This is a genomic window from Streptomyces sp. NPDC051738 (assembly GCF_044453205.1).
Lineage (GTDB): Bacteria > Actinomycetota > Actinomycetes > Streptomycetales > Streptomycetaceae > Streptomyces.
On record NZ_JBITCM010000025.1, the window covers coordinates 127156 to 144508 of the forward strand.

General features: G+C 71.6%; 16 protein-coding genes. 13 read left to right on the forward strand and 3 right to left on the reverse strand.

What is annotated here, in order from left to right; translation table 11 throughout:
• The first annotated feature begins 155 nt into the window (after positions 1-155).
• The 10 genes from ACIA8X_RS40455 to ACIA8X_RS40500 all read left to right on the forward strand — a co-directional run bounded on the left by ACIA8X_RS40455 (position 156) and on the right by ACIA8X_RS40500 (position 11974).
• Positions 156-1352 carry a glycosyltransferase family 4 protein gene (locus ACIA8X_RS40455; protein WP_399460398.1) on the forward strand — a complete coding sequence of 399 codons (1197 nt, stop codon included), beginning with the start codon at positions 156-158 and terminating at the stop codon, positions 1350-1352.
• Positions 1353-1440: 88 nt separating this feature from the next.
• Positions 1441-2166, forward strand: coding sequence for a class I SAM-dependent methyltransferase (locus tag ACIA8X_RS40460; RefSeq protein ID WP_393441678.1), 726 nt, complete (start codon positions 1441-1443; stop codon positions 2164-2166).
• Entirely contained in the window at positions 2163-6710 is a 4548-nt protein-coding gene (locus tag ACIA8X_RS40465) for an alpha-(1->3)-arabinofuranosyltransferase family protein (protein WP_399460399.1), read from the forward strand. The genes ACIA8X_RS40460 and ACIA8X_RS40465 overlap by 4 nt, the downstream gene beginning before the upstream one ends.
• The gene (locus ACIA8X_RS40470) at positions 6707-8095 is read left to right on the forward strand and encodes a condensation protein (RefSeq protein WP_399460400.1); all 1389 of its coding nucleotides are present in this window, start codon (positions 6707-6709) and stop codon (positions 8093-8095) included. The genes ACIA8X_RS40465 and ACIA8X_RS40470 overlap by 4 nt, the downstream gene beginning before the upstream one ends.
• On the forward strand, positions 8092-8829 hold the full coding sequence (locus ACIA8X_RS40475; protein WP_399460401.1) for a class I SAM-dependent methyltransferase: 738 nt from the start codon (positions 8092-8094) through the stop codon (positions 8827-8829). The genes ACIA8X_RS40470 and ACIA8X_RS40475 overlap by 4 nt, the downstream gene beginning before the upstream one ends.
• Positions 8830-8852: 23 nt before the next feature.
• Positions 8853-9776, forward strand: a complete 924-nt coding sequence (locus tag ACIA8X_RS40480) for a hypothetical protein (RefSeq protein WP_399460408.1) — start codon at positions 8853-8855, stop codon at positions 9774-9776.
• Positions 9773-10000, forward strand: coding sequence for a Trm112 family protein (locus ACIA8X_RS40485; protein ID WP_393441669.1), 228 nt, complete (start codon positions 9773-9775; stop codon positions 9998-10000). Before ACIA8X_RS40480 ends, ACIA8X_RS40485 begins: the two co-directional genes overlap by 4 nt.
• Positions 9997-10806 carry an FkbM family methyltransferase gene (locus ACIA8X_RS40490; protein ID WP_393441667.1) on the forward strand — a complete coding sequence of 270 codons (810 nt, stop codon included), beginning with the start codon at positions 9997-9999 and terminating at the stop codon, positions 10804-10806. Before ACIA8X_RS40485 ends, ACIA8X_RS40490 begins: the two co-directional genes overlap by 4 nt.
• Positions 10766-11395 (forward strand): hypothetical protein, encoded by a 630-nt coding sequence (locus ACIA8X_RS40495; protein WP_393441665.1) that lies wholly within the window; start codon positions 10766-10768, stop codon positions 11393-11395. The genes ACIA8X_RS40490 and ACIA8X_RS40495 overlap by 41 nt, the downstream gene beginning before the upstream one ends.
• A 129-nt stretch (positions 11396-11524) precedes the next feature.
• Positions 11525-11974, forward strand: coding sequence for a DNA-binding protein (locus ACIA8X_RS40500; RefSeq protein ID WP_393441663.1), 450 nt, complete (start codon positions 11525-11527; stop codon positions 11972-11974).
• Positions 11975-12016: 42 nt separating this feature from the next.
• Here ACIA8X_RS40500 and ACIA8X_RS40505 read toward each other — a convergent pair whose 3' ends face one another.
• Positions 12017-12901 carry a RimK family alpha-L-glutamate ligase gene (locus ACIA8X_RS40505; protein WP_393441661.1) on the reverse strand — a complete coding sequence of 295 codons (885 nt, stop codon included), beginning with the start codon at positions 12899-12901 and terminating at the stop codon, positions 12017-12019.
• A 204-nt stretch (positions 12902-13105) separates the two neighbouring features.
• Between ACIA8X_RS40505 and ACIA8X_RS40510 the strand changes: the two genes are divergently transcribed.
• The gene (locus ACIA8X_RS40510) at positions 13106-14179 is read left to right on the forward strand and encodes a MerR family transcriptional regulator (RefSeq protein WP_399460409.1); all 1074 of its coding nucleotides are present in this window, start codon (positions 13106-13108) and stop codon (positions 14177-14179) included.
• A 19-nt stretch (positions 14180-14198) separates the two neighbouring features.
• Here the strand turns inward: ACIA8X_RS40510 and ACIA8X_RS40515 are convergent, their stop codons facing one another.
• On the reverse strand, positions 14199-14957 hold the full coding sequence (locus ACIA8X_RS40515; protein WP_399460402.1) for a tetratricopeptide repeat protein: 759 nt from the start codon (positions 14955-14957) through the stop codon (positions 14199-14201).
• Between the two features lie 109 nt (positions 14958-15066).
• Here ACIA8X_RS40515 and ACIA8X_RS40520 point away from each other — a divergent pair, with 109 nt between their 5' ends.
• A complete protein-coding gene (locus ACIA8X_RS40520) occupies positions 15067-16239 on the forward strand; it encodes a S1 RNA-binding domain-containing protein (RefSeq protein WP_399460403.1) in 1173 nt (390 codons plus the stop codon).
• 111 nt (positions 16240-16350) lie between these two features.
• Here ACIA8X_RS40520 and ACIA8X_RS40525 read toward each other — a convergent pair whose 3' ends face one another.
• Positions 16351-16653, reverse strand: a complete 303-nt coding sequence (locus ACIA8X_RS40525; RefSeq protein WP_393441655.1) for a hypothetical protein — start codon at positions 16651-16653, stop codon at positions 16351-16353.
• 281 nt (positions 16654-16934) lie between these two features.
• Here ACIA8X_RS40525 and ACIA8X_RS40530 point away from each other — a divergent pair.
• A partial coding sequence (locus tag ACIA8X_RS40530; protein ID WP_399460404.1) for a transposase occupies positions 16935-17353 on the forward strand: 419 nt, incomplete at its 3' end.

Genomic DNA, 17353 nt, shown 5'->3' on the forward strand with positions numbered 1-17353 from the left:
GGGCGAAAACTGTCCACCCCCACCCGGACACAGCCTGTCCACACCCCACGCAAAGTGACCGTAAGAGACCCAAGAAACCCCGATTCCCCCCACGGGAACGCAAACCCTCCCTCCCCCACGCTGAGTTCCGCACCCTGAGACGAGTTGGAGCACCCATGCCCCAGCACGTGCCTTCCCCTCCCCCACTCTCGAATTCGCTCGAGCGGGGGGACCCCCACCGTGCCAGTCTCCCCTTGGCACCGCAGCACCCTCCGGCGCTCCCCCCACATCCGCGCCGAATCGTTTTTCTCGCCCACCGTGACCTGGGCAACGAGGCCGCCGGCGGCTCCGAGCTGCTGGTCGACCGCCTTGCCGACGGGCTGACCCGGCTCGGCCACCAGGTCACCCTGCTGTGCGGAGGCCCCGCGGCCTACCGCGACTACCGGGTCGTGTCGGCCGGCGGTTCCTACGGCCACTACCTGCGCGCCAGATCCGCCTTCGCCCGTCAGGTGGGCGACTGCGATCTGCTGGTCGAGGTCTGCAACGGGATGCCGTACTTCGCCCCCCTCTGGCATTCCGGGCCGACATTGTGCCTGGTCAACCATGTGCACACCGATCTGTGGAAGATGCGGTTCGGCGGGGCGATGGCGCCTGCCGCTCGGCTCGGCCGAAGACTGGAGCACTGGGCGCTGACCGGGGCGCAGCGGCGGAGTCTGCTGGTGGCCGTGTCACCGTCCACGGCGCAGGCGCTGCGCGGGATCGGCGTCGAGCGGGAGCGGATCCGTGTCGTGCACAACGGGGTGGAGGAGCCGGGGCCGCGCGGCGCGCGTTCGCCGGAACCGCTGTTCGTGGCCGTGGGCCGGCTGGTCGAGTACAAGCGGATCGATCTGCTGCTGCGGCTCTGGGAGCGGGTGCGGCCCGTTACCGGTGGGCGGCTGGTCATTGTCGGGGACGGGCCCGAGCGGGCGTCTCTTGAGCGGCTCGCCGGGCCCGGTGTCGAGTTCACCGGGCATGTCTCCGAGGCCGAGAAGCACCGGCTGCTGTGCGAGGCCTGGATGCTGATGCATCCCTCTGCCGTTGAGGGGTGGGGGCTTGTCGTCACCGAGGCCGCGGCTCGGGAGACGCCGACCATTGCCTTTGATGTGCCTGGGCTTCGGGATTCCGTCGTGGACGGGGAGACCGGGGTGTTGGCGCAGGGAGAGTCTTCGTTCGCCGCTGCCTGGTGTGCGCTGGCGTTGTCCGGGCGGCGGCGGGAGTTGATGGGGAAGGCTGCGCGGGATCGGTCTGCGCGGTATCGGTGGGATCGGACGGTGAGGCAGTTCGGGGCGGTCGCCGCCGAGGCGGTGAAGGGCCATGACGCCTATGCGTCGTAGGGGCAAGGCCGTCTCGCGAGTGCCGGTTGTTCGTGGCTTGTCGCGCAGTTCCCCGCGCCCCTATCGGGGCGCTCCACAGCCCGGCGATATGAAGGACCCCTCCTTTCGGCGGTCCCTTGCTCTCTTTCGGGCCTTCCTTCATGAGCAGGACGATCCCGACGCCTGCTATTCGCTGCTCGCGCGTGATGCCGTTGATCAGGTCGAGGCATACGACGGGGCTGTCGCCGGGCGTACCGTCGTGGACGTCGGGGGTGGGAGTGGGTACTTCGTCGAGGAGTTTCGGCGGCGGGGTGCTCATGCCTATCTCTTCGAGCCCGATGTGCGGGAACTCGGCGAGAAACCGCCCGACTCAGCCGTTGTCGCCGACGGGTATCTGCTGCCCCTGCGGGACGGCGTCGCTGACGTCACCTTCTCCTCCAATGTGCTGGAGCATGTGGCCGATCCGCAGACCTTTCTGAGTGAGCTGGCGCGGGTGACCCGGCCCGGTGGGCTGATCTACGTGTCGTTCACCAACTGGCTGTCCCCCTGGGGCGGTCATGAGTGGGCGCCCTGGCACTACCTCGGTGCCGAGCGGGCCCGTGCCCGCTATGCGCGGCGTACCGGACGGGCGGCCAAGCACACCCTCGGCGAGAACCTCTTCGCCGTGCACATCGGCACCACCCTGCGGCAGGTCCGCGCCCGCGACGACGTCGAGGTCGTGTCGGCGCGCTCCCGCTACTGGCCGTTCCTCGCGGAGACCGTCGTCAAGGCGCCCGGTATCCGCGAGTTCGCGACCTGGAACCTCCTCCTCATCCTCAGGCGGTGCCCACCATGACGACGACCACGGTCCAGGCTCCTCCCCCGGCAGCCGTGCCGACCTCCGTACCCGCCTCGGGCCCGCCCGAGGGGCCGCGGTCGCGGCGCTGGCTGCTGGGGTTCTGGGCCGTGGTGTTCGTGCTGTTGGTGGCGGTGCAGCCGGGGCGGCAGACGTTCGACACCAAGCTGGGTGTGACCGTCGATCCCGGGCAGTTCCTCGCCGATCTCGGGCAGTTGTGGCAGGACGAGGGCAGTTTCGGCGGGATCCAGAACCAGTACTCGGGCTACCTGTGGCCGATGCTGCCGTTCTACTGGCTGGCCGATGTCGTACGGCTGCCGGTGTGGCTCGCGGAGCGGTTGTGGCTGTCGCTGATCGTGTCGGTCGCCTTCTGGGGTGCGCTGCGGCTGGCCGAGCGGCTGCGGGTGGGGAGCGGGCGGTCGCGGCTGGTTGCCGCGGTCGTCTATGCGTTGTGGCCCGTCTTCACCATCGTCGTGGGCTCTACGTCCGCTGCCGCGCTGCCCGGTGCGTTTCTGCCGTGGGTGCTGCTGCCGCTGACCAATGAGCGGTACGCCGCGCGGGTCGCCGCGCTGCGGTCGGCGTTGATCATCCCCTTCATGGGGGGCGTCAACGCCGCCTCCACCCTGGCCTCGCTGCTGCCCGTCGGGCTGTATCTGCTGTCCCGGCCGGCCGGGCCACGGCAGCGGAAGCTGATCGCGTGGTGGGTGCCCGGGGTGATTCTGGCGACCGCCTGGTGGGTCGTCCCGCTGCTGCTCCTCGGCACGTACGGCGAGAACTTCCTTCCCTACGTGGAGAGTTCGCAGACCACGACCGAGACCATGTCGGCGACCGAGGCCCTGCGCGGGGCCGGGAACTGGGTCGCCTATCTGCACTTCGGGGACGCCTGGCTGCCGGCCGGCTGGACCGTCGCCGCGTCCGCCGTCGTGATCGTCTGCTCGGCGCTCGCGGCCGGGCTGGGGCTCGCGGGGCTGGCGCGGCGGGACATGCCGGAGCGGCGGTGGCTGGTGCTGACCGTGGTGACGGTCGCGTTGATCCTGCTCGCCGGGTACGGCGGGGCGTTCGGCGCGCCCTTCCACGGGGTCGTACAGGACTGGCTGGACGGCGGGCTCGTTCCCTTCCGGAACATCTACAAGTTCCAGACGGGGCTCGCCCTGGCGCTGGCGCTGGGCCTCGCCCATCTGGTGGGCGTGGCGGCCGAGGCGCGCGGGGCGCGGCCGGTGCGGGGGCGGCGGTTCGCCGCGCTGATCGCGGCCGTGCTGGTGCTGCCGGGGCTGATGTGGCCGTATCTCAACGGGTCGATCCTCAACCCGGGTTCCTTCAAGGAGATCCCCAAGTACTGGCAGGCCACGGCCGACTGGATGGAGAAGTACTCCCCCGACGCCCGCGCCCTCGTCGTCCCGGCGACCGCGCACGGCATCTACACCTGGGGCTCCACCATCGACCAGCCCCTCGACGTCGTCGCCGACTCGCGCTGGGCGCAGCGCGACTACGTCCCCTTCGGCACTCCGGGCAACCGGCGCGCCCTGGACGCCGTCGAGCAGGCGCTGGTGAGTGGTGGCGAAGTGCCGGGGCTGGCGGACTACTTGAGCCGGGCGGGCATCTATTACGTCGTCGTCCGCAACGACCTCGATCCCGACCAGATCGGGCAGGTCCCCACGACGACGGTGAAGCGGACCCTGGAACAGTCCGGGTACGAGCGGGTCACCGGCCTGGGGCCCGTTTCGACCATCGGGACGATCGCTCCGGACACCCCGCTCCAGGTGGAGGGGCTGTATCCGCAGCAGCGGGCGGTGGAGATCTACAAGCCGGTGGGCGAGGACGTGCCGCGCCCGCATCAGGCCGGGCTGCAGCCGGTCGCCGACACGGCCGTCGTCTCCGGCGGTCCCGAGTCGCTGCTGCCGGTGGCGTCCGAACTGCGGGGCCGGGCAAGCGTGTTGACCGGCGACAACCATCCCGGTCTCGGCTCGCCGTCGGTGCAGGTCGTCGGTGACGGGCTGCGGCGCGCGGACACACGGTTCGGGCTGATCAACGCCAACACCTCGTACACGTACACCCGCGATGAGCGCAACGCGCCCGACGCCGCCCAGGACGCGGGCGAGAGTCCGCACCAGATCCTGCCCACCAGCGGCCTCGACCACCAGACGGTGGCCGAGCTGCGCGGGGCGCGGTCGGTGACGGCGTCGTCGTACGGCAGCTGGCTCTTCCATCTTCCGCAGTTCGATCCGGTGAACGCCTTCGACGGCAACCCGGACACGGCCTGGACCGAGGGCTCGGAGGGGTCGCCGGACGGGGAGTGGCTGCGGATCGCGTTCGCGGGTGGGTCGTACGACATGCCGTCGTCGTTCAAGGTGACACCGCTGCCGCAGGAGGGTGTGCGGGAGGCGCCGACGCGGGTGCGGGTGGAGACGGAGAAGGGGTCGGTGAACTCGTTCCTCCGGCCGGACGGCAGTGCGCAGAGCATCAAGTCGCCTGCGGGCGAGACGAGTTGGATGAAGCTGACGATCACGGACTCCGTGTCCCGGCGGGCCGGGCTGACCGGGGCCGGTTTCTCCGAGATCGATCTGCCGGACGTGCAGGTGACCCGGCTGCTGCGGCTGCCCACCGACGCCAAGGGGTCCGGCGCCGGCGCCGAGATCGTCTCCCTGTCCCGTACGGCCGACCCGACCGGGTTGTCCCCGACGGGCACGGAGGCCGGCCTGCACCGGCGCTTCACCACGTCCACGGCGGGGACGTACGAGATACGGGCGAGCGCGGTCCCGGTGCCGGGCGAGGAGCTGGACAAGCTGCTGTACGAGGTGGCGCCGGACCAGCAGAACCGGATCGTCGCGACCGCCGACTCCACGGCACGGCTGGGGGCGGGTCTGTCGCCGCGCAACCTCACCGACGGCGACCTGACCACGGCGTGGATCGCGGGCGACCGGCCGACCATCCACCTGAGCTGGCCCGGAAAGCAGGCGGTCGGGGAGGTCGTGCTGGCACCCGCCGGCGGGCTGTCCACCCGTCCCACCGAAGTCCACATCAGCTCCCCGGACGGCGCGGCGATCGCGGGCGTCGACGAGAACGGCATCGTCCGCTTCCCGCCGATCACCACCGACCGGCTGGACATCACGATCACCCAGACGGCGCCGCTGACCCTCTACAACCCGATGGTGGGCGAGGATCTGCAACTGCCCGTGGGCCTGACCGAGGCCTACATCCCGGCCCTCGACCAGTACCGGACCCCGAAGCCGAAGGCCACCCGGACGTTCTCGCTGCCGTGCGGGGACGGGCCGGTGGTGTCGGTGGACGGGAAGCTGCACGAGACGAGCGTGCGCGGAACCGTACGGGACCTGGTGGAACGGCGCCGCGTGGATGTGACGCTCTGTCAGCGCGGGCGTGACGACGCCGAGTTGCAGCTGACCGCCGGTGACCACCAGGTCGAGGGCGGCGACGCCGGCCCCCTCGCGCTCACCGACGTGACACTGACGCGCGGCACGGTCGCCGATGCCTCGACGGCGGCGCGTGACCTGGAGATACGGGACTGGCTCGGCGACCGGCGCGCGGTGAGCGTCGGGTCGGGGGCGGCGAGCTACCTGACGACGTACGAGAACTTCAACGACGGCTGGCACGCCACGCTGAACGGCAAGGAACTGACGCCGGTCCGGCTGGACGGCTGGCAGCAGGGCTGGCGGATCCCGGCGGGCGCCGGGGGCACGGTCGAGCTGTCGTACGAGCCGGCGGTGCTGTACGAGGGCGGGCTGATCGGCAGCGCGGTCGCACTCGCGCTGCTGGCCGGACTGGCGCTGTGGCGCCGCCGCGCCCCGAACCCCGACGAACCGCAGGCCGCTCCGCCGTTGCCGGGACTGTGGCTGGGCACGGTGGCCGTGACGGTGGTCGCGGTGTTCATCGCCGGGTGGTTCGCGCTGCTGGTGCCGGCGCTTGCGGTGGTGGCGTGGCGACGGCATGTCCTGCTGGTGCCGATCGCGTTGGTGGCCCTTGCGGGAGCGGGGGTTGCCGCGGCCGTCGGGGCTGGGTCGCCGGTGGGGGCAGGAGAGGGCGCCTTCGGTCGGGCGGCTCAACTGCTGGCGCTGATCGGGCTGTTCGCGGGTGTGGTCGGGGTGCGGGAGCGGGAGGGGGCGGCTGGAGAAGCGGGCGGACCGGGCCGAGGAGCGGGTGGGCCCGGCGACACGGCCGTGCTGCCGTCGGCCGCCGGAGGTGGCGGGGTTCCGGGCTTCGGCGTCCCAGAGGCGCCGATGCGGCCGTTGCCGCACCGTGAGCGGGGGCGCAGTCCGCTGGGGACCGAGCCCTCCGGGGCAACCGGAGCTCCCTCGGCCTCCGAGTCCCCCGAACTCCCCGGGCCCCCCGGAGCCCCCGGCCCCTCCAGGCCCTCCGGTCCGACAGCCCCGCCCCCCGACTCGGGGCCGACCCTCTCCGCCCGCGGCCCCGGTGGGCCGGTGCCGGATCCGCCGACCGCGCGGATCGCGCCCCGTAAGCCGAGGTTCCGGGCGACCGGGCCCGACGACGGGTCGGCGTCCGACGATGCCGGGAAGGGCGAGGCCACATGACCGCGTTGCAGCAGCCCGCACGTGCCGACGGTCCGCTTCGGCCGCCGGTTCGGGTGCCGTTCCCCGTCGTGGACGAAGTCGCCCGGCACTGTCTCCAGGAGGAGGAGCCGGAGACGGTGCATATCGAGGTCCATCTGCCGGGGGCGTTGGAGGCGGGGCGACTGCGTACGGCCTTCGCGGAGGCGCTGCGCCGGCATCCGCGGATCCTCATGCGGGAGGCGCCGGGGCGGTGGTACCGGCGGCGGTACGAGTGGGAGCTGACGGCGGAGCCGGATGTGGAGGTGGTGGGCTTTCCGGCGCCGGGGCGGGACGCGTTGCGCGATGCGCGGACCCGGGCGCTGACTCAGGCACCGCCCTTGTCCTTGTCGCCGCCGATCAGGGTCGAGGTGGTGGAGGGGGCGGGGGCGGTCGAGGGGAGCGAAGCCACTGATGCCGTAGGCGTGCGGCCGCGCGGAGGCGACGGTCCGCAGCCGCGCCCGGCACAGGGAACCGTCCTCTTCCTCACCATCAACCACACCGCCCTCGACGGCCCCGCCTGCCTCCGCGTCCTGGCGACCGCCGCCGAGCTCTACAGCGGCAAGGACAACTCCCCCGCCGCACCTCCCACCCGCGCGACCGAGGCCCAGCCCTACACCGAGGAAACGCCGTCCAACTGGTCACCCCCCGCCCGAGTGGCCCCCGGCACCCCCGAGCCCTCCCCCGGCAACGGCATGCTGGTGACCGAACTCCCCCTCCCCCACCGCCCCAAGGGCTCCCCCTACACGGTCAACGACCAGCTCATGGTGACCACGGCCCTGACCATCGCCCACTGGAACAGAGAGCACGGCGCTCACCCCCGCCCCCTCCGCATCACCATGCCCGTGGACGACCGCCCCCGCGACGCCACCATGCCCATCGGCAACGGCACCCGTCTGGTCGAAGTCCCCTTCACCCCAGGCGAGTTGGCGGCCCACGCCCCCGCCGACATGCCCACCCTCCTGCACCGCACGGCCACCCGCACCCGCGCCCTGAAGTCCCTCCCCCGCCCCCAACTGGGCCACGGTGCCTCCCTCCTCACCGCTCCCTGGGCCCCCGTCGCCGTCCGTGCCGCCCTCACCCGCGGCCTGCGCAGAGCCGCCGCGCCCTGGACCTCGACGACCCTCCTCAGCAACATCGGCCGTATCCCCTACCCCCTGGACTTCGGTGAGGAGACCGGCCGCGCACACGCCGTGTGGTTCTCGGCGCCCGCCCGGATGCCCCGCGGCCTCACCGTCACCACCGCCTCCACGGCGGGCCGCCTGCACCTCGCCCTGCGCTGGTCGCGGGCCCTGCTCAGCCACGGCGACGGCGCCCATCTGAGGGACCTCTTCGAGCACTACCTGCACACCACGGAGGTGACACCGTGACGACTTCCCCCGTGAAGCCCCCCGAACTGCGCGACTTCTACGAGAACCCCGCCGTGCCCGTCGCCTCCGGCACCCCCCGCAGCCGCCGCCAGGCCCGCATGCTCGCCGAGGCCCTGGGGCCGGCGTCCGCCGAACGGACGCGCACGATCCTCGACATCGGCTGCGGCGACGGAACCGCCGCGGCCACCGCCGCCCCCTTCCTCCCCGGCCACCGCATCGTCGGCATCGACTGGTCCCAGGACGCCCTGCGCCGGGCCCGCACCCACATCCCGTACGCCGTCCGCGGTGAACTCACCGACGGCGGACTGCCGTTCCGGTCCGGCTCCGCCGACGCCGTGCTGTTCAGCGAGGTGATCGAGCACCTCGTCGACCCGGACGCCGCGCTGGACGAGATCCGCCGTGTGCTGCGTCCCGGCGGCCATCTGATGCTCTCCACCCCGAACCTGGCCGCCTGGTACAACCGCGCCCTGCTGCTGGCCGGGGTGCAGCCGGTGTTCTCGGAGGTCAGTCTGCGGGCGATCCACGGGCGCCCGGGACGGGAGGTCGTGGGGCATCTGCGGCTCTACACCGCCCGTGCGCTGCGGGAGTTCGTGGCCGCGTCCGGCTTCGACGTCGTACGGCTCGCGGGCGCGCCCTTCCACGGCGTACCGCGTCCGCTGCGCCCGCTCGACCGGCTGGCCTGCGCCCGGCCGTCGCTCGCGTCGATCCTGCTGCTGCACGCCCGACGGACCTAGGGGGGTGGACCATGTGGTGGGGAGTGGCCGCGGCCCTGCTGGCGAACACCCTGTACAGCCTCGGTTTCGTCCTGGAGAAACGGGCGCTGACCGCACTTCCGCAGGTGAGCATCCGGCAACCCGCGCGCCTGCTGCGGCTGGTGCTCGGCAGCCCGCTGTGGATCGGCGGTTCGCTCGCCCTCGCCGCCGGGTTCGGCGCCCAGCTCGTCGTCTACCGCACGCTGCCGATCGCCGCCGCGCAGGGCATCTTCGTCTCCGGTCTCGTGCTGCTCGTGCTGCTCTCCGCGCGGCTGCTGGGCGAGGAGACCAGCGGGCGGGAGCGGTACGCGCTCGGGGCGATCCTCGCCGCCCTGCTGATGGTCGTGCTGTCGCTGCGGGAGGGTTCGGAGACGGTCAGCCAAGCCGCGCCGTACCCGCTGATCCTGCTGGTGTGCGTGCCGTCGCTGGCCGCGGGCGTGTGGCTGTACAACTCCGCCGAGCGCAGGACCCGGCACCGGCACCGGCTGCCGACGACCGGCGTCGAGTACGGCGTGGCGGTGGGGCTGCTGTATGGGGTGAGCTCACTGGCCATCAAGGGGGTGTCGAGCTACCTGACGACGAGCGATCTCGGCGGCGCGCTGCTGGACCTGCTGGGCTCCCCGTACCCGTATCTCCTGCTCTTCACCGGCGCGTTCGGGCTGGTCATGTCGCAGGCGGCGCTGCAGCGCTGCCGGGCCTCGCTGATCGTGCCGGTGTGCACGACGGTGACCAGCCTCTACACGGCCGTGCTCGGCACGCTGTCGTTCGGCGAATCGCTGCCCGAGGATCCGCTGCGGCTGGCGCTGCGGGTCGCGGGTACGGCGCTCGCCGTCGCCGTACTGCTGTCGATGCCGCGGCACGACCGCCGCCCCGAGCCCCCGCCCTCACCTCAACCCCCCATCGGTGCCAAGGAGTTGACACCACCATGAAACCCGACGACCCCCTGCTGCAGATCCTGGCGTGCCCCCTCGACAAGGGCCCGCTGCACCTCGTCGCCCCGGAGGACACCGCGGACCCGGCCGAGGCGCTGTACAACCCGCGCCTGCGCCGCCGCTACCCGATCGTCGACGGCATCCCGCAGCTGCTGCCGGCCTCCGGGGAGCAGGTCTCCGACGACGAGCACGAAGACCTCCTCAAACGGATGGCCCCATGACCCTCACCGCGAGCATCGCCCCGCTGTTGCCCACCCGCCTGGTCGCCGCCGTCGCCCGGGCCGTGTACCCGCGCTTCGAGCCGGAGCTGGCCCGGCTGGCGGAGCTGTGTCCCGCCGGGTGCGGGACGGCCGTGGACGTCGGCGGGTGGTACGGCCCGTGGACGCGACGGCTGTCGAGACGGGCCCGGCGGGTGGTGACCGTGGAGCCGGTTCCTCATCTGGCGCGGCTGCTGGCGGCGACGGCCCCGCCCAACGTCCGGATCGTGCAGGCCGCGGCGGCCGAGCGCCCCGGCGCGGCCCGGCTCTGGCTGCCGCCGCACGACGCGGGCGACCGGGGCGTGTCCTCGCTGGTCCGCCGGGACATCCACGCCACGGCGCTGCCGGTCAGCTGTGTCACCCTCGACGAACTCGGCCTCAAGGACGTCGGGTTCGTCAAGGTCGACGTGGACGGCAGCGAGCTCGCGGTGCTGCGCGGCGCGACCGGCGTCCTGGCGCGTGACCGGCCCGCCCTGTTCATCGAACTGGAGTCCCGCATCCAGCCGATCGCCCCGGTGCTGACGTATCTCTCCCTGCTCGGCTACGACGGCTGGGTGCTGCCCGGCCGCGACTGGGTGCCCCTGAGCCGCTTCCCGCTGGAGGCCCACCAGGCGGAGACCTCGTACGTCGTCACCCAGGGCCTGCTGCGCCGGATCCTGCCCTTCCGCGGGCCGCGGTACGTCAACTCCGTCCTCTTTCTCCCCGACGGCCGCCGCCCGATCGACGACGATGGGCACCATGCCCTCCGGACCCGGAAAACACCCCGCTAGCGGCGGAACGAACCCCGCCGGCCCCTTCACCCCGCGCGACTTCCAGCTCGTGCTGCTGCGCCGCATGGCCGACCACAATCCCGATCTGGTGGACGACGCCCGACGCCAACTGGGCGTCTCCCTCGCGGAGATGCGCGAGGCGAACAAGCGCTGGCAGGCGATGGTCCGCTCGCCGCGCGCACGCGGGGCCGCCTCCCGGTACCGCTCGGTGCTGGGCGCCCCCGAGTCCGTCGTCACCCGCAAGGTCGGCGACCTGGAGTGCGAGGCCTGGCTGTGGCCGGTCCCGCTCTGGCCCGACCTGCGCTTCGAGGTACTGCTCGCCCCGAACGGCTCGGTCTGGAACGAGTGGCTGGTACGCGCCCCGGGAGCACCGGGCCCGACCCTGCGCACCCTGTCCGACCTCACCCCCTGGTCCTGCACGGTCGACGAGACGGCCCGCGCCTTCGCACCCGCCCGGCCACTGGAGGGCACGGCGCCGACGCGGTGGGGGCTGGCGTTCACGGCGCCGGACGGGGAGGGGGTGGGGCGGGAGGTGGTCGCTGAGTTCACTTGGGGGTTGTTGCAGCGGGTGGAGCAGCGGATGGGATGAACGGGTCTCTTGAACAGATCCGTTGAACAGACCCGCCGAACAGACCCGTCGAACAGACCCGGGACCAGTTGAACAGGTTGTTTAAAATAACTAGTTGACATCAAGTCGTGCGTGTCTGACGCTCGACTCATGTCGTCGACTCCTGATAAGCACCCGGACCCCTTCACGCCTCCGCAGCCGGAGCAGGCGCGAGCGCACCGCGTCGCCGCCTCCCTGTTTCGCATCGCCGAGCGACACGCAACCACCGACAAGCAACGCCACCGACAGGTCCATCCTTCGGTCATCGCGCCGCACGAGGCCGTCAGGCTCGTGTCGTTCCTGCTCAGCGGGGCCGCACAGCCGGATGACGGCGAACCGGAGGTGGACCGCGCCGACATCACCGCCGCGCTGAGCCTTGTCCCACTGGTTCGAGGGGAGATGGACGAACTGGAAACCGGACTCCTCCAGATGGCACGGGGTCGCGGCATGACCTGGCAGGAGATCGCTTTCGGACTCGGGCTCGGCACTCCGCAGGCCGCCAGGCAGCGTTACGAACGGCTGGCCAGCCGCGCGGCCGACGACGCGACTGGACCTGAATAGGTCCTGAACAGTCCTGGCTGGGAGAGCCTCGCCCGAAGATCTCTAGCGACCGGCGGCAGCCGCCAGGATCGCCTCCACCACACCCGCGACCGACCCGCTGTGCAGCGACAGGAAAAGATTCGGCTCGACGAGCTCCAGCTCCATCACCCGCGGCTCCCCACCCGGCCCGTCCTCCCCGTCGACGAGGTCCACGCGCGCGTACAGCAACTCCGAAGCCTCCGGTACGGCGGCCAGGGCGCGCTCGGCGACGGCGAGTTCGGCCGGGGTCGGGGTCCAGGGTTCGAGGCCGGGATGGGCGACCTTCCGCTCGTCGTACGGCGTCCCGAGGCTGAGGACAGCTCCCTTGCGGCTGGCGTGCAGCAGGCGCCCGCCGTAGAACTGCAGGGCCCTCTCCCCGCTGACGTCGATGCCCTTCACATACGGCTGCACCATCGCGGTGAACCCCTCGGCGTGCATGCGCGTGAGCTGCCGTACGGCCGTGTCGTGGTCGTCGGGCGTGTACCGGGCGGCGAACCGCGCGCCCGCGCCGGAGGTGGGCTTGACGACGTACTCGATGTCCTTGGGAAGCTCAGGGATGTCACCGGGCGCGAAGTACCGGGTCGGCACGACGGGCACCCCGGCCTCGGCGAGCGCGCCGAGGTACCGCTTGTCGGCGTTCCACCGCACCACCTCGGCGGGGTTCGCGAGCCGCGTCTCCTTGCCGCATCGCTCCGCCCACGCCAGGAACTGCGCCGACCGCCAGCTGTAGTCCCAGGTGGACCGGATCACGGCGAGGTCGTAGCCACCCCAGTCGACGGCGTCGTCGTCCCAGTACACGGAGTCGGCCTCGGCGCCGGCTTCCCGCAGCGCCCGCACCAGTACCGGGAGGTCGCGGTCGACGCTGATGTCGGGGCCGGGGCGGCAGGTGACGAGGGCTATGCGGGGCACGGCGGATTCCTCCATCGGTGACGGTTGAGCGCTTCGCAGGCTAACAAGCGGTTTCGGAACCGGGACAGGCCCCTTGACCTTCACCTTCGGTGAACCCACAGCATCGGTGCGAGGAACCGGAAGGGCTCGGGATGCGGAAGAGCTTGGGATGCGGAAGAGCTTGGGATGCGGAAGGACCGGTCGACGATAGTGACGCGCGAGGACATGCTGACGATCGGGGCCTTCGCGAAGGCCTGCCGGCTGTCGCCGAAGGCACTGCGGCTGTACGACGAGCTGGAGCTGCTGAAGCCCAGCCGGGTCGACCCGGACACCGGGTACCGCTACTACGCCGTCGCCCAGCTGGAGCAGGCCCGCCTGGTGGCATGGCTGCGCCGACTCGGCATGCCGCTGGCCCGCATCCGTGAGGTGTGCGCACTGCGACCGCCCGACGCCGCCGTCGAGATCCGTGCCTACTGGGCGCAGGTCGAGGCGGAGACGGCCGCGCGGCGCGACCTCGCCGAGTTCCTCGTCGGACAACTGCTCACAGAACCGAGGAAGGACACCACCATGCTGGAACTGCGCTACTCCGCCCACTCGGACCGAGGCCGGGTCCGCCCCGCCAACCAGGACACCGCCTACGCCGGCACCCGACTGCTCGCGGTGGCCGACGGCTACGGCCCCGCGGGCGCGCCCGTGAGCGGCGCGGCGGTGGAGGCACTGCGCTTCCTGGACACGGACGAGCACCTCCCGGCGGGCGACGTCCTGAACCTGCTGGAGGAGGCGGTGCGCGGGGCGACGGAGGCGGTGCGGGACGCGGCGAACGACGCCGGCGCCGGTTCCGCACAGGACGCCGGCACGACGCTGACGGCCCTGCTGTGGACGGGCTCCCGCCTGGCCCTGGTCCACATCGGCGACTCCCGCGCCTACCTGCTCCGCGACGGCGCCCTGTTCCGCATCACCGACGACCACACGGTGGTCCAGTCGATGATCGACGAGGGCCGCCTGACCCCGGAGGAGGCCACGACCCACCCCCAACGCATGCTGCTCCTCAAGTCCCTCTCCCCGACCACCCCCGCGACCCCCGACCTCCGCCTCCAGGACACCGCCCCCGGCGACCGCTACCTCCTCTGCTCGGACGGCCTCTCCCGAGTCGTCCCCGACGCGAGCATCCGCCACCTCCTCACGTCCGCCGTGGCCCCGGATGCCGCCGTACACGCACTGATCGCCGCGGCGAACGAGGCGGGTGGGCCGGACAACGTGAGTTGTGTGGTGGCGGATGTGGTGGAGGGGGCGGCATGAGGGGAGGGAGGGACGTCGCCTACTCGACCCGCGCTGAGAAGCCGTAGTACAGGTCTCGGCCCGGGACGGGTAGTCCTGGGGGCAGCCGGGTACCGGTCAGCTCGGGGACGGCGACGGTCGCCCAGTCCATCACGCCGTCCGTGGAGTGCTCGCCGAGGTCGATGGAGCTCACTTCGGAGCCGTCCACGTAAGTGAGCAGGGTGGGCGGACCGCCGAATCCGCCGTCAGAGAGCGTGAGCCATCTGTCGCAGGCCCAGCGGATTTCGTCGGGGTCGGAGGCGACGATGATGGCGGCGTGCACCACGGACCCGCTCCACACCTCGTCCTGCAGCAGGTAGAAGCTGTACGTGTCCTCCGCAGGAGGCTTGTCACTCAGCCCGAGCAAGACGGCCAGCTCGTCCAGTCCCGCTTCGGCATCAACACCGGGACCGATCGCGCGTATCCGGGCGTACAGCTCCTGCGCCTCAGTCCGGCGCCGCTCGACGGTCCCCTCGTCCTCACCGCATTCCCCCACCATGTCGGGGTTCATCTCCAGCCCGTTCTCCCAGTAGGAGACCTGCTGGGCCAGCCGCCCGGTCAGCAGCATCAGGGGCTCGACGTCATGGGGATCTGCCTTCAACACGGCACGCAGCCACCGCTCTTCGGGCCAGGTCTGGTCCGCCTCCGGGTCATCCGTCACAGTCAGGCTCAGCAGCCGTCCCAGCTCCCGAGCAGCCCGGGCATCGCCTGCGGTCGCGGCGGTCTCCAGCCGTGTGATCTTCTCGTCGTTGATCGCCATAGGAGAGGAGGTTACGACCCGTCACTGACAACGCGGACGGGCCATCGGCACCGCCCTCGGCTCTGCGTCGAGTTGGCCATGACGCCGGCTTCCGTGAGGAGTTCATGACGTGCGCACTGTGCACGGTTCCGGCGTCTCGGACGGCGAACGGCACGGTCGGATGAGCGAGTCGGCGGCCGTGGTAGAAGGTGTCATGTCGATCTCCGGAACGGACGCCTACGACACGGCACTTCACCTCCCCCCACTCGTCGAGCGAGCCCTCACCGCGGCCCGTGTCCACGGCTTCCCCTACTCCTGTCGACCGGAACAGGGCCGCCTGCTGCAAGCCCTGGCCGGTGGTGCCGACCAGGTGATCGGGGAGACAGGCACAGGCTGCGGGGTGGGGCTGGCCTGGCTCGCGGAGGGGGCGCGGGCGGGCGTACGGCTGGTCAGTGTGGAGCGGGATCCGGGGCGGGCCCGGGTCGCCGCCGAGGTGTTCGCCGACCGGCCCGAGGTGGAGGTGGTGTGCGGCGACTGGCGGCGGATCGAGGAGCGGGCGCCGTACGACCTGCTCGTCCTGGACGGGGGTGGCACGGCCAAGGCCGAGGAGGACACCCCGGCGGACCCGGCCCGGCTCCTCGCCCCGGCCGGCCGGATCGTGATCGACGACTTCACCCCGGCCACCGACTGGCCGCCGCTGCACGAGGGCGCGGTGGACCGGGCCCGGCTGTACTGGCTGCGGCATCCCGCGCTGGAGATCGTCGAGATCCCGCTCGCCGAGGACCTCGCCACGCTGGTGGGCACCCGGCGCCGGCTCGCCGGGACCGAGACCACGTGGCGGAACTTCGAGCTGGGGCAGGTCGTACGGGGAGTCGTCAGCAGCGTCCAGGACTTCGGCGTGTTCGTGGACCTCGACGGCACCGAGGGCTTCATCACCTTCCCCGAACTCTCCCGGCACCGCATCGACTTCCCCAGCGAGGTGGTCCACGTCGGCCAGGAGGTCGTCGCCGAGGTCCTCGCGTTCGAGCTCTTCCGTCCCCAGGTCCGGCTGTCGCTCGCGGCCCTGGAGCCGGATCCGCTGAGGGAGTTCGCACGGCACGGGCTGGGCCGGGTCGTCCGCGGCTCGGTCACCGAGGCGGTCCCGTTCGGCGTGCTCGTACGCGTCGCCGAGGGCGTCGAAGGGCTGGTGCACCGCGACGCCCTCCCGGATTCGGCGTTCCCCGACGCCGGTGACGAACTGGACGTAGAAGTCACCGGCATCGATCTGCATCGCCGCCGGGTCACGCTGACGCCGCTGCGCTGACATGGGCGGTCGGCCCAGCCAGGCGCCCGCAAGGCACTTCAGGACGTCTACAACGCCGAGGAGTTGGTCCGGCTCGTCAGCGACCGCCTCGGACTGGCCTTCACCACAACCTCAACCCCGGACCGCGCCCTGCAGGCCCGCCTGGGCTCCATCGAAGGGCTCATCCATCTGCACCACGAGGCAACCTGAACAGCCACTGCGAGGTACTTCGTACTCGGCCGCGGCTCTGAATGAGACCCTCTCGGCTCGCAGATCCGCGCGCATTGGATCGCACAGCGCCTCGGGTTCCAGAGTCGCCCAACGAGACCGGCCTTCGGCGGTCACTGTGTCGATGTGGACTGGTCGGACGGTGATGAGCAGGACCAGGATGGCGATCTCGAGGCACATCGCGCCGACCGCGCCGACAGCCAGCACAGTCGCCTCCTGGTGCTTGGAGCCCTGAGTTCAAGTTGTCTGACGAATGGTCCGTGCCACTGTGCAATCCCTGTGTCATGAAGCCTCCGTCCCCTAACACGGAGACGTCGAGGGGCGGTTGCCGGTTCGGCCGGGTCGAGCAAGGCCAGGTTGCGTCCATGGAGATGGTGTACGGGTTCGACCTGATCCGGGGGTTTGCTCCGGCGTCGGGATGGTGCCCGCATAGATGAACGGCCACCGGCTGATCTTCGAGGTGTCGAAGCCCGAAGGAGACCAGCACGATGACCGCACCCGACAGTCTGCCCCTGCACGTCCTCGCCGAGGACAACCTCGCCGCGGCGAGTCCCGATCTGCTGCGCGCGATGGTCAAGACGTTCGCCGACGCGCTCATGTCCGCGGAGGCCGACGCCCTCTGCAACGCCGAATACGGGCAGGTCAGCGACGAGAGAGTCAACCACCGCAACGGATACCGCCCGCGCGAGTGGGACACCCGCGCGGGCACCGTCGAACTCGCCATCCCCAAGCTCAGGTCCGGCAGTTACTTCCCGCAGTGGCTCCTGGAACGCCGACGGCGGGCCGAACAGGCCCTCATCTCGGTCGTTGCCACCGCCTACCTGCTCGGCGTGTCCACCCGCCGGGTCGAGAAGCTCGCCGAGTCCCTCGGCGTCACCCAGCTGTCGAAATCCCAGGTCAGCGCGAT

Coding starts and splice junctions, on each gene's coding strand:
- ACIA8X_RS40455 (WP_399460398.1), top strand. CDS start 156: ATGCCCCAGCACGTGCCTTCCCCTCCCCCACTCTCGAATTCGCTCGAG.
- ACIA8X_RS40460 (WP_393441678.1), top strand. CDS start 1,441: ATGAAGGACCCCTCCTTTCGGCGGTCCCTTGCTCTCTTTCGGGCCTTC.
- ACIA8X_RS40465 (WP_399460399.1), top strand. CDS start 2,163: ATGACGACGACCACGGTCCAGGCTCCTCCCCCGGCAGCCGTGCCGACC.
- ACIA8X_RS40470 (WP_399460400.1), top strand. CDS start 6,707: ATGACCGCGTTGCAGCAGCCCGCACGTGCCGACGGTCCGCTTCGGCCG.
- ACIA8X_RS40485 (WP_393441669.1), top strand. CDS start 9,773: ATGAAACCCGACGACCCCCTGCTGCAGATCCTGGCGTGCCCCCTCGAC.
- ACIA8X_RS40490 (WP_393441667.1), top strand. CDS start 9,997: ATGACCCTCACCGCGAGCATCGCCCCGCTGTTGCCCACCCGCCTGGTC.
- ACIA8X_RS40495 (WP_393441665.1), top strand. CDS start 10,766: ATGGGCACCATGCCCTCCGGACCCGGAAAACACCCCGCTAGCGGCGGA.
- ACIA8X_RS40500 (WP_393441663.1), top strand. CDS start 11,525: ATGTCGTCGACTCCTGATAAGCACCCGGACCCCTTCACGCCTCCGCAG.
- ACIA8X_RS40510 (WP_399460409.1), top strand. CDS start 13,106: ATGCTGACGATCGGGGCCTTCGCGAAGGCCTGCCGGCTGTCGCCGAAG.
- ACIA8X_RS40515 (WP_399460402.1), bottom strand. CDS start 14,957: ATGGCGATCAACGACGAGAAGATCACACGGCTGGAGACCGCCGCGACC.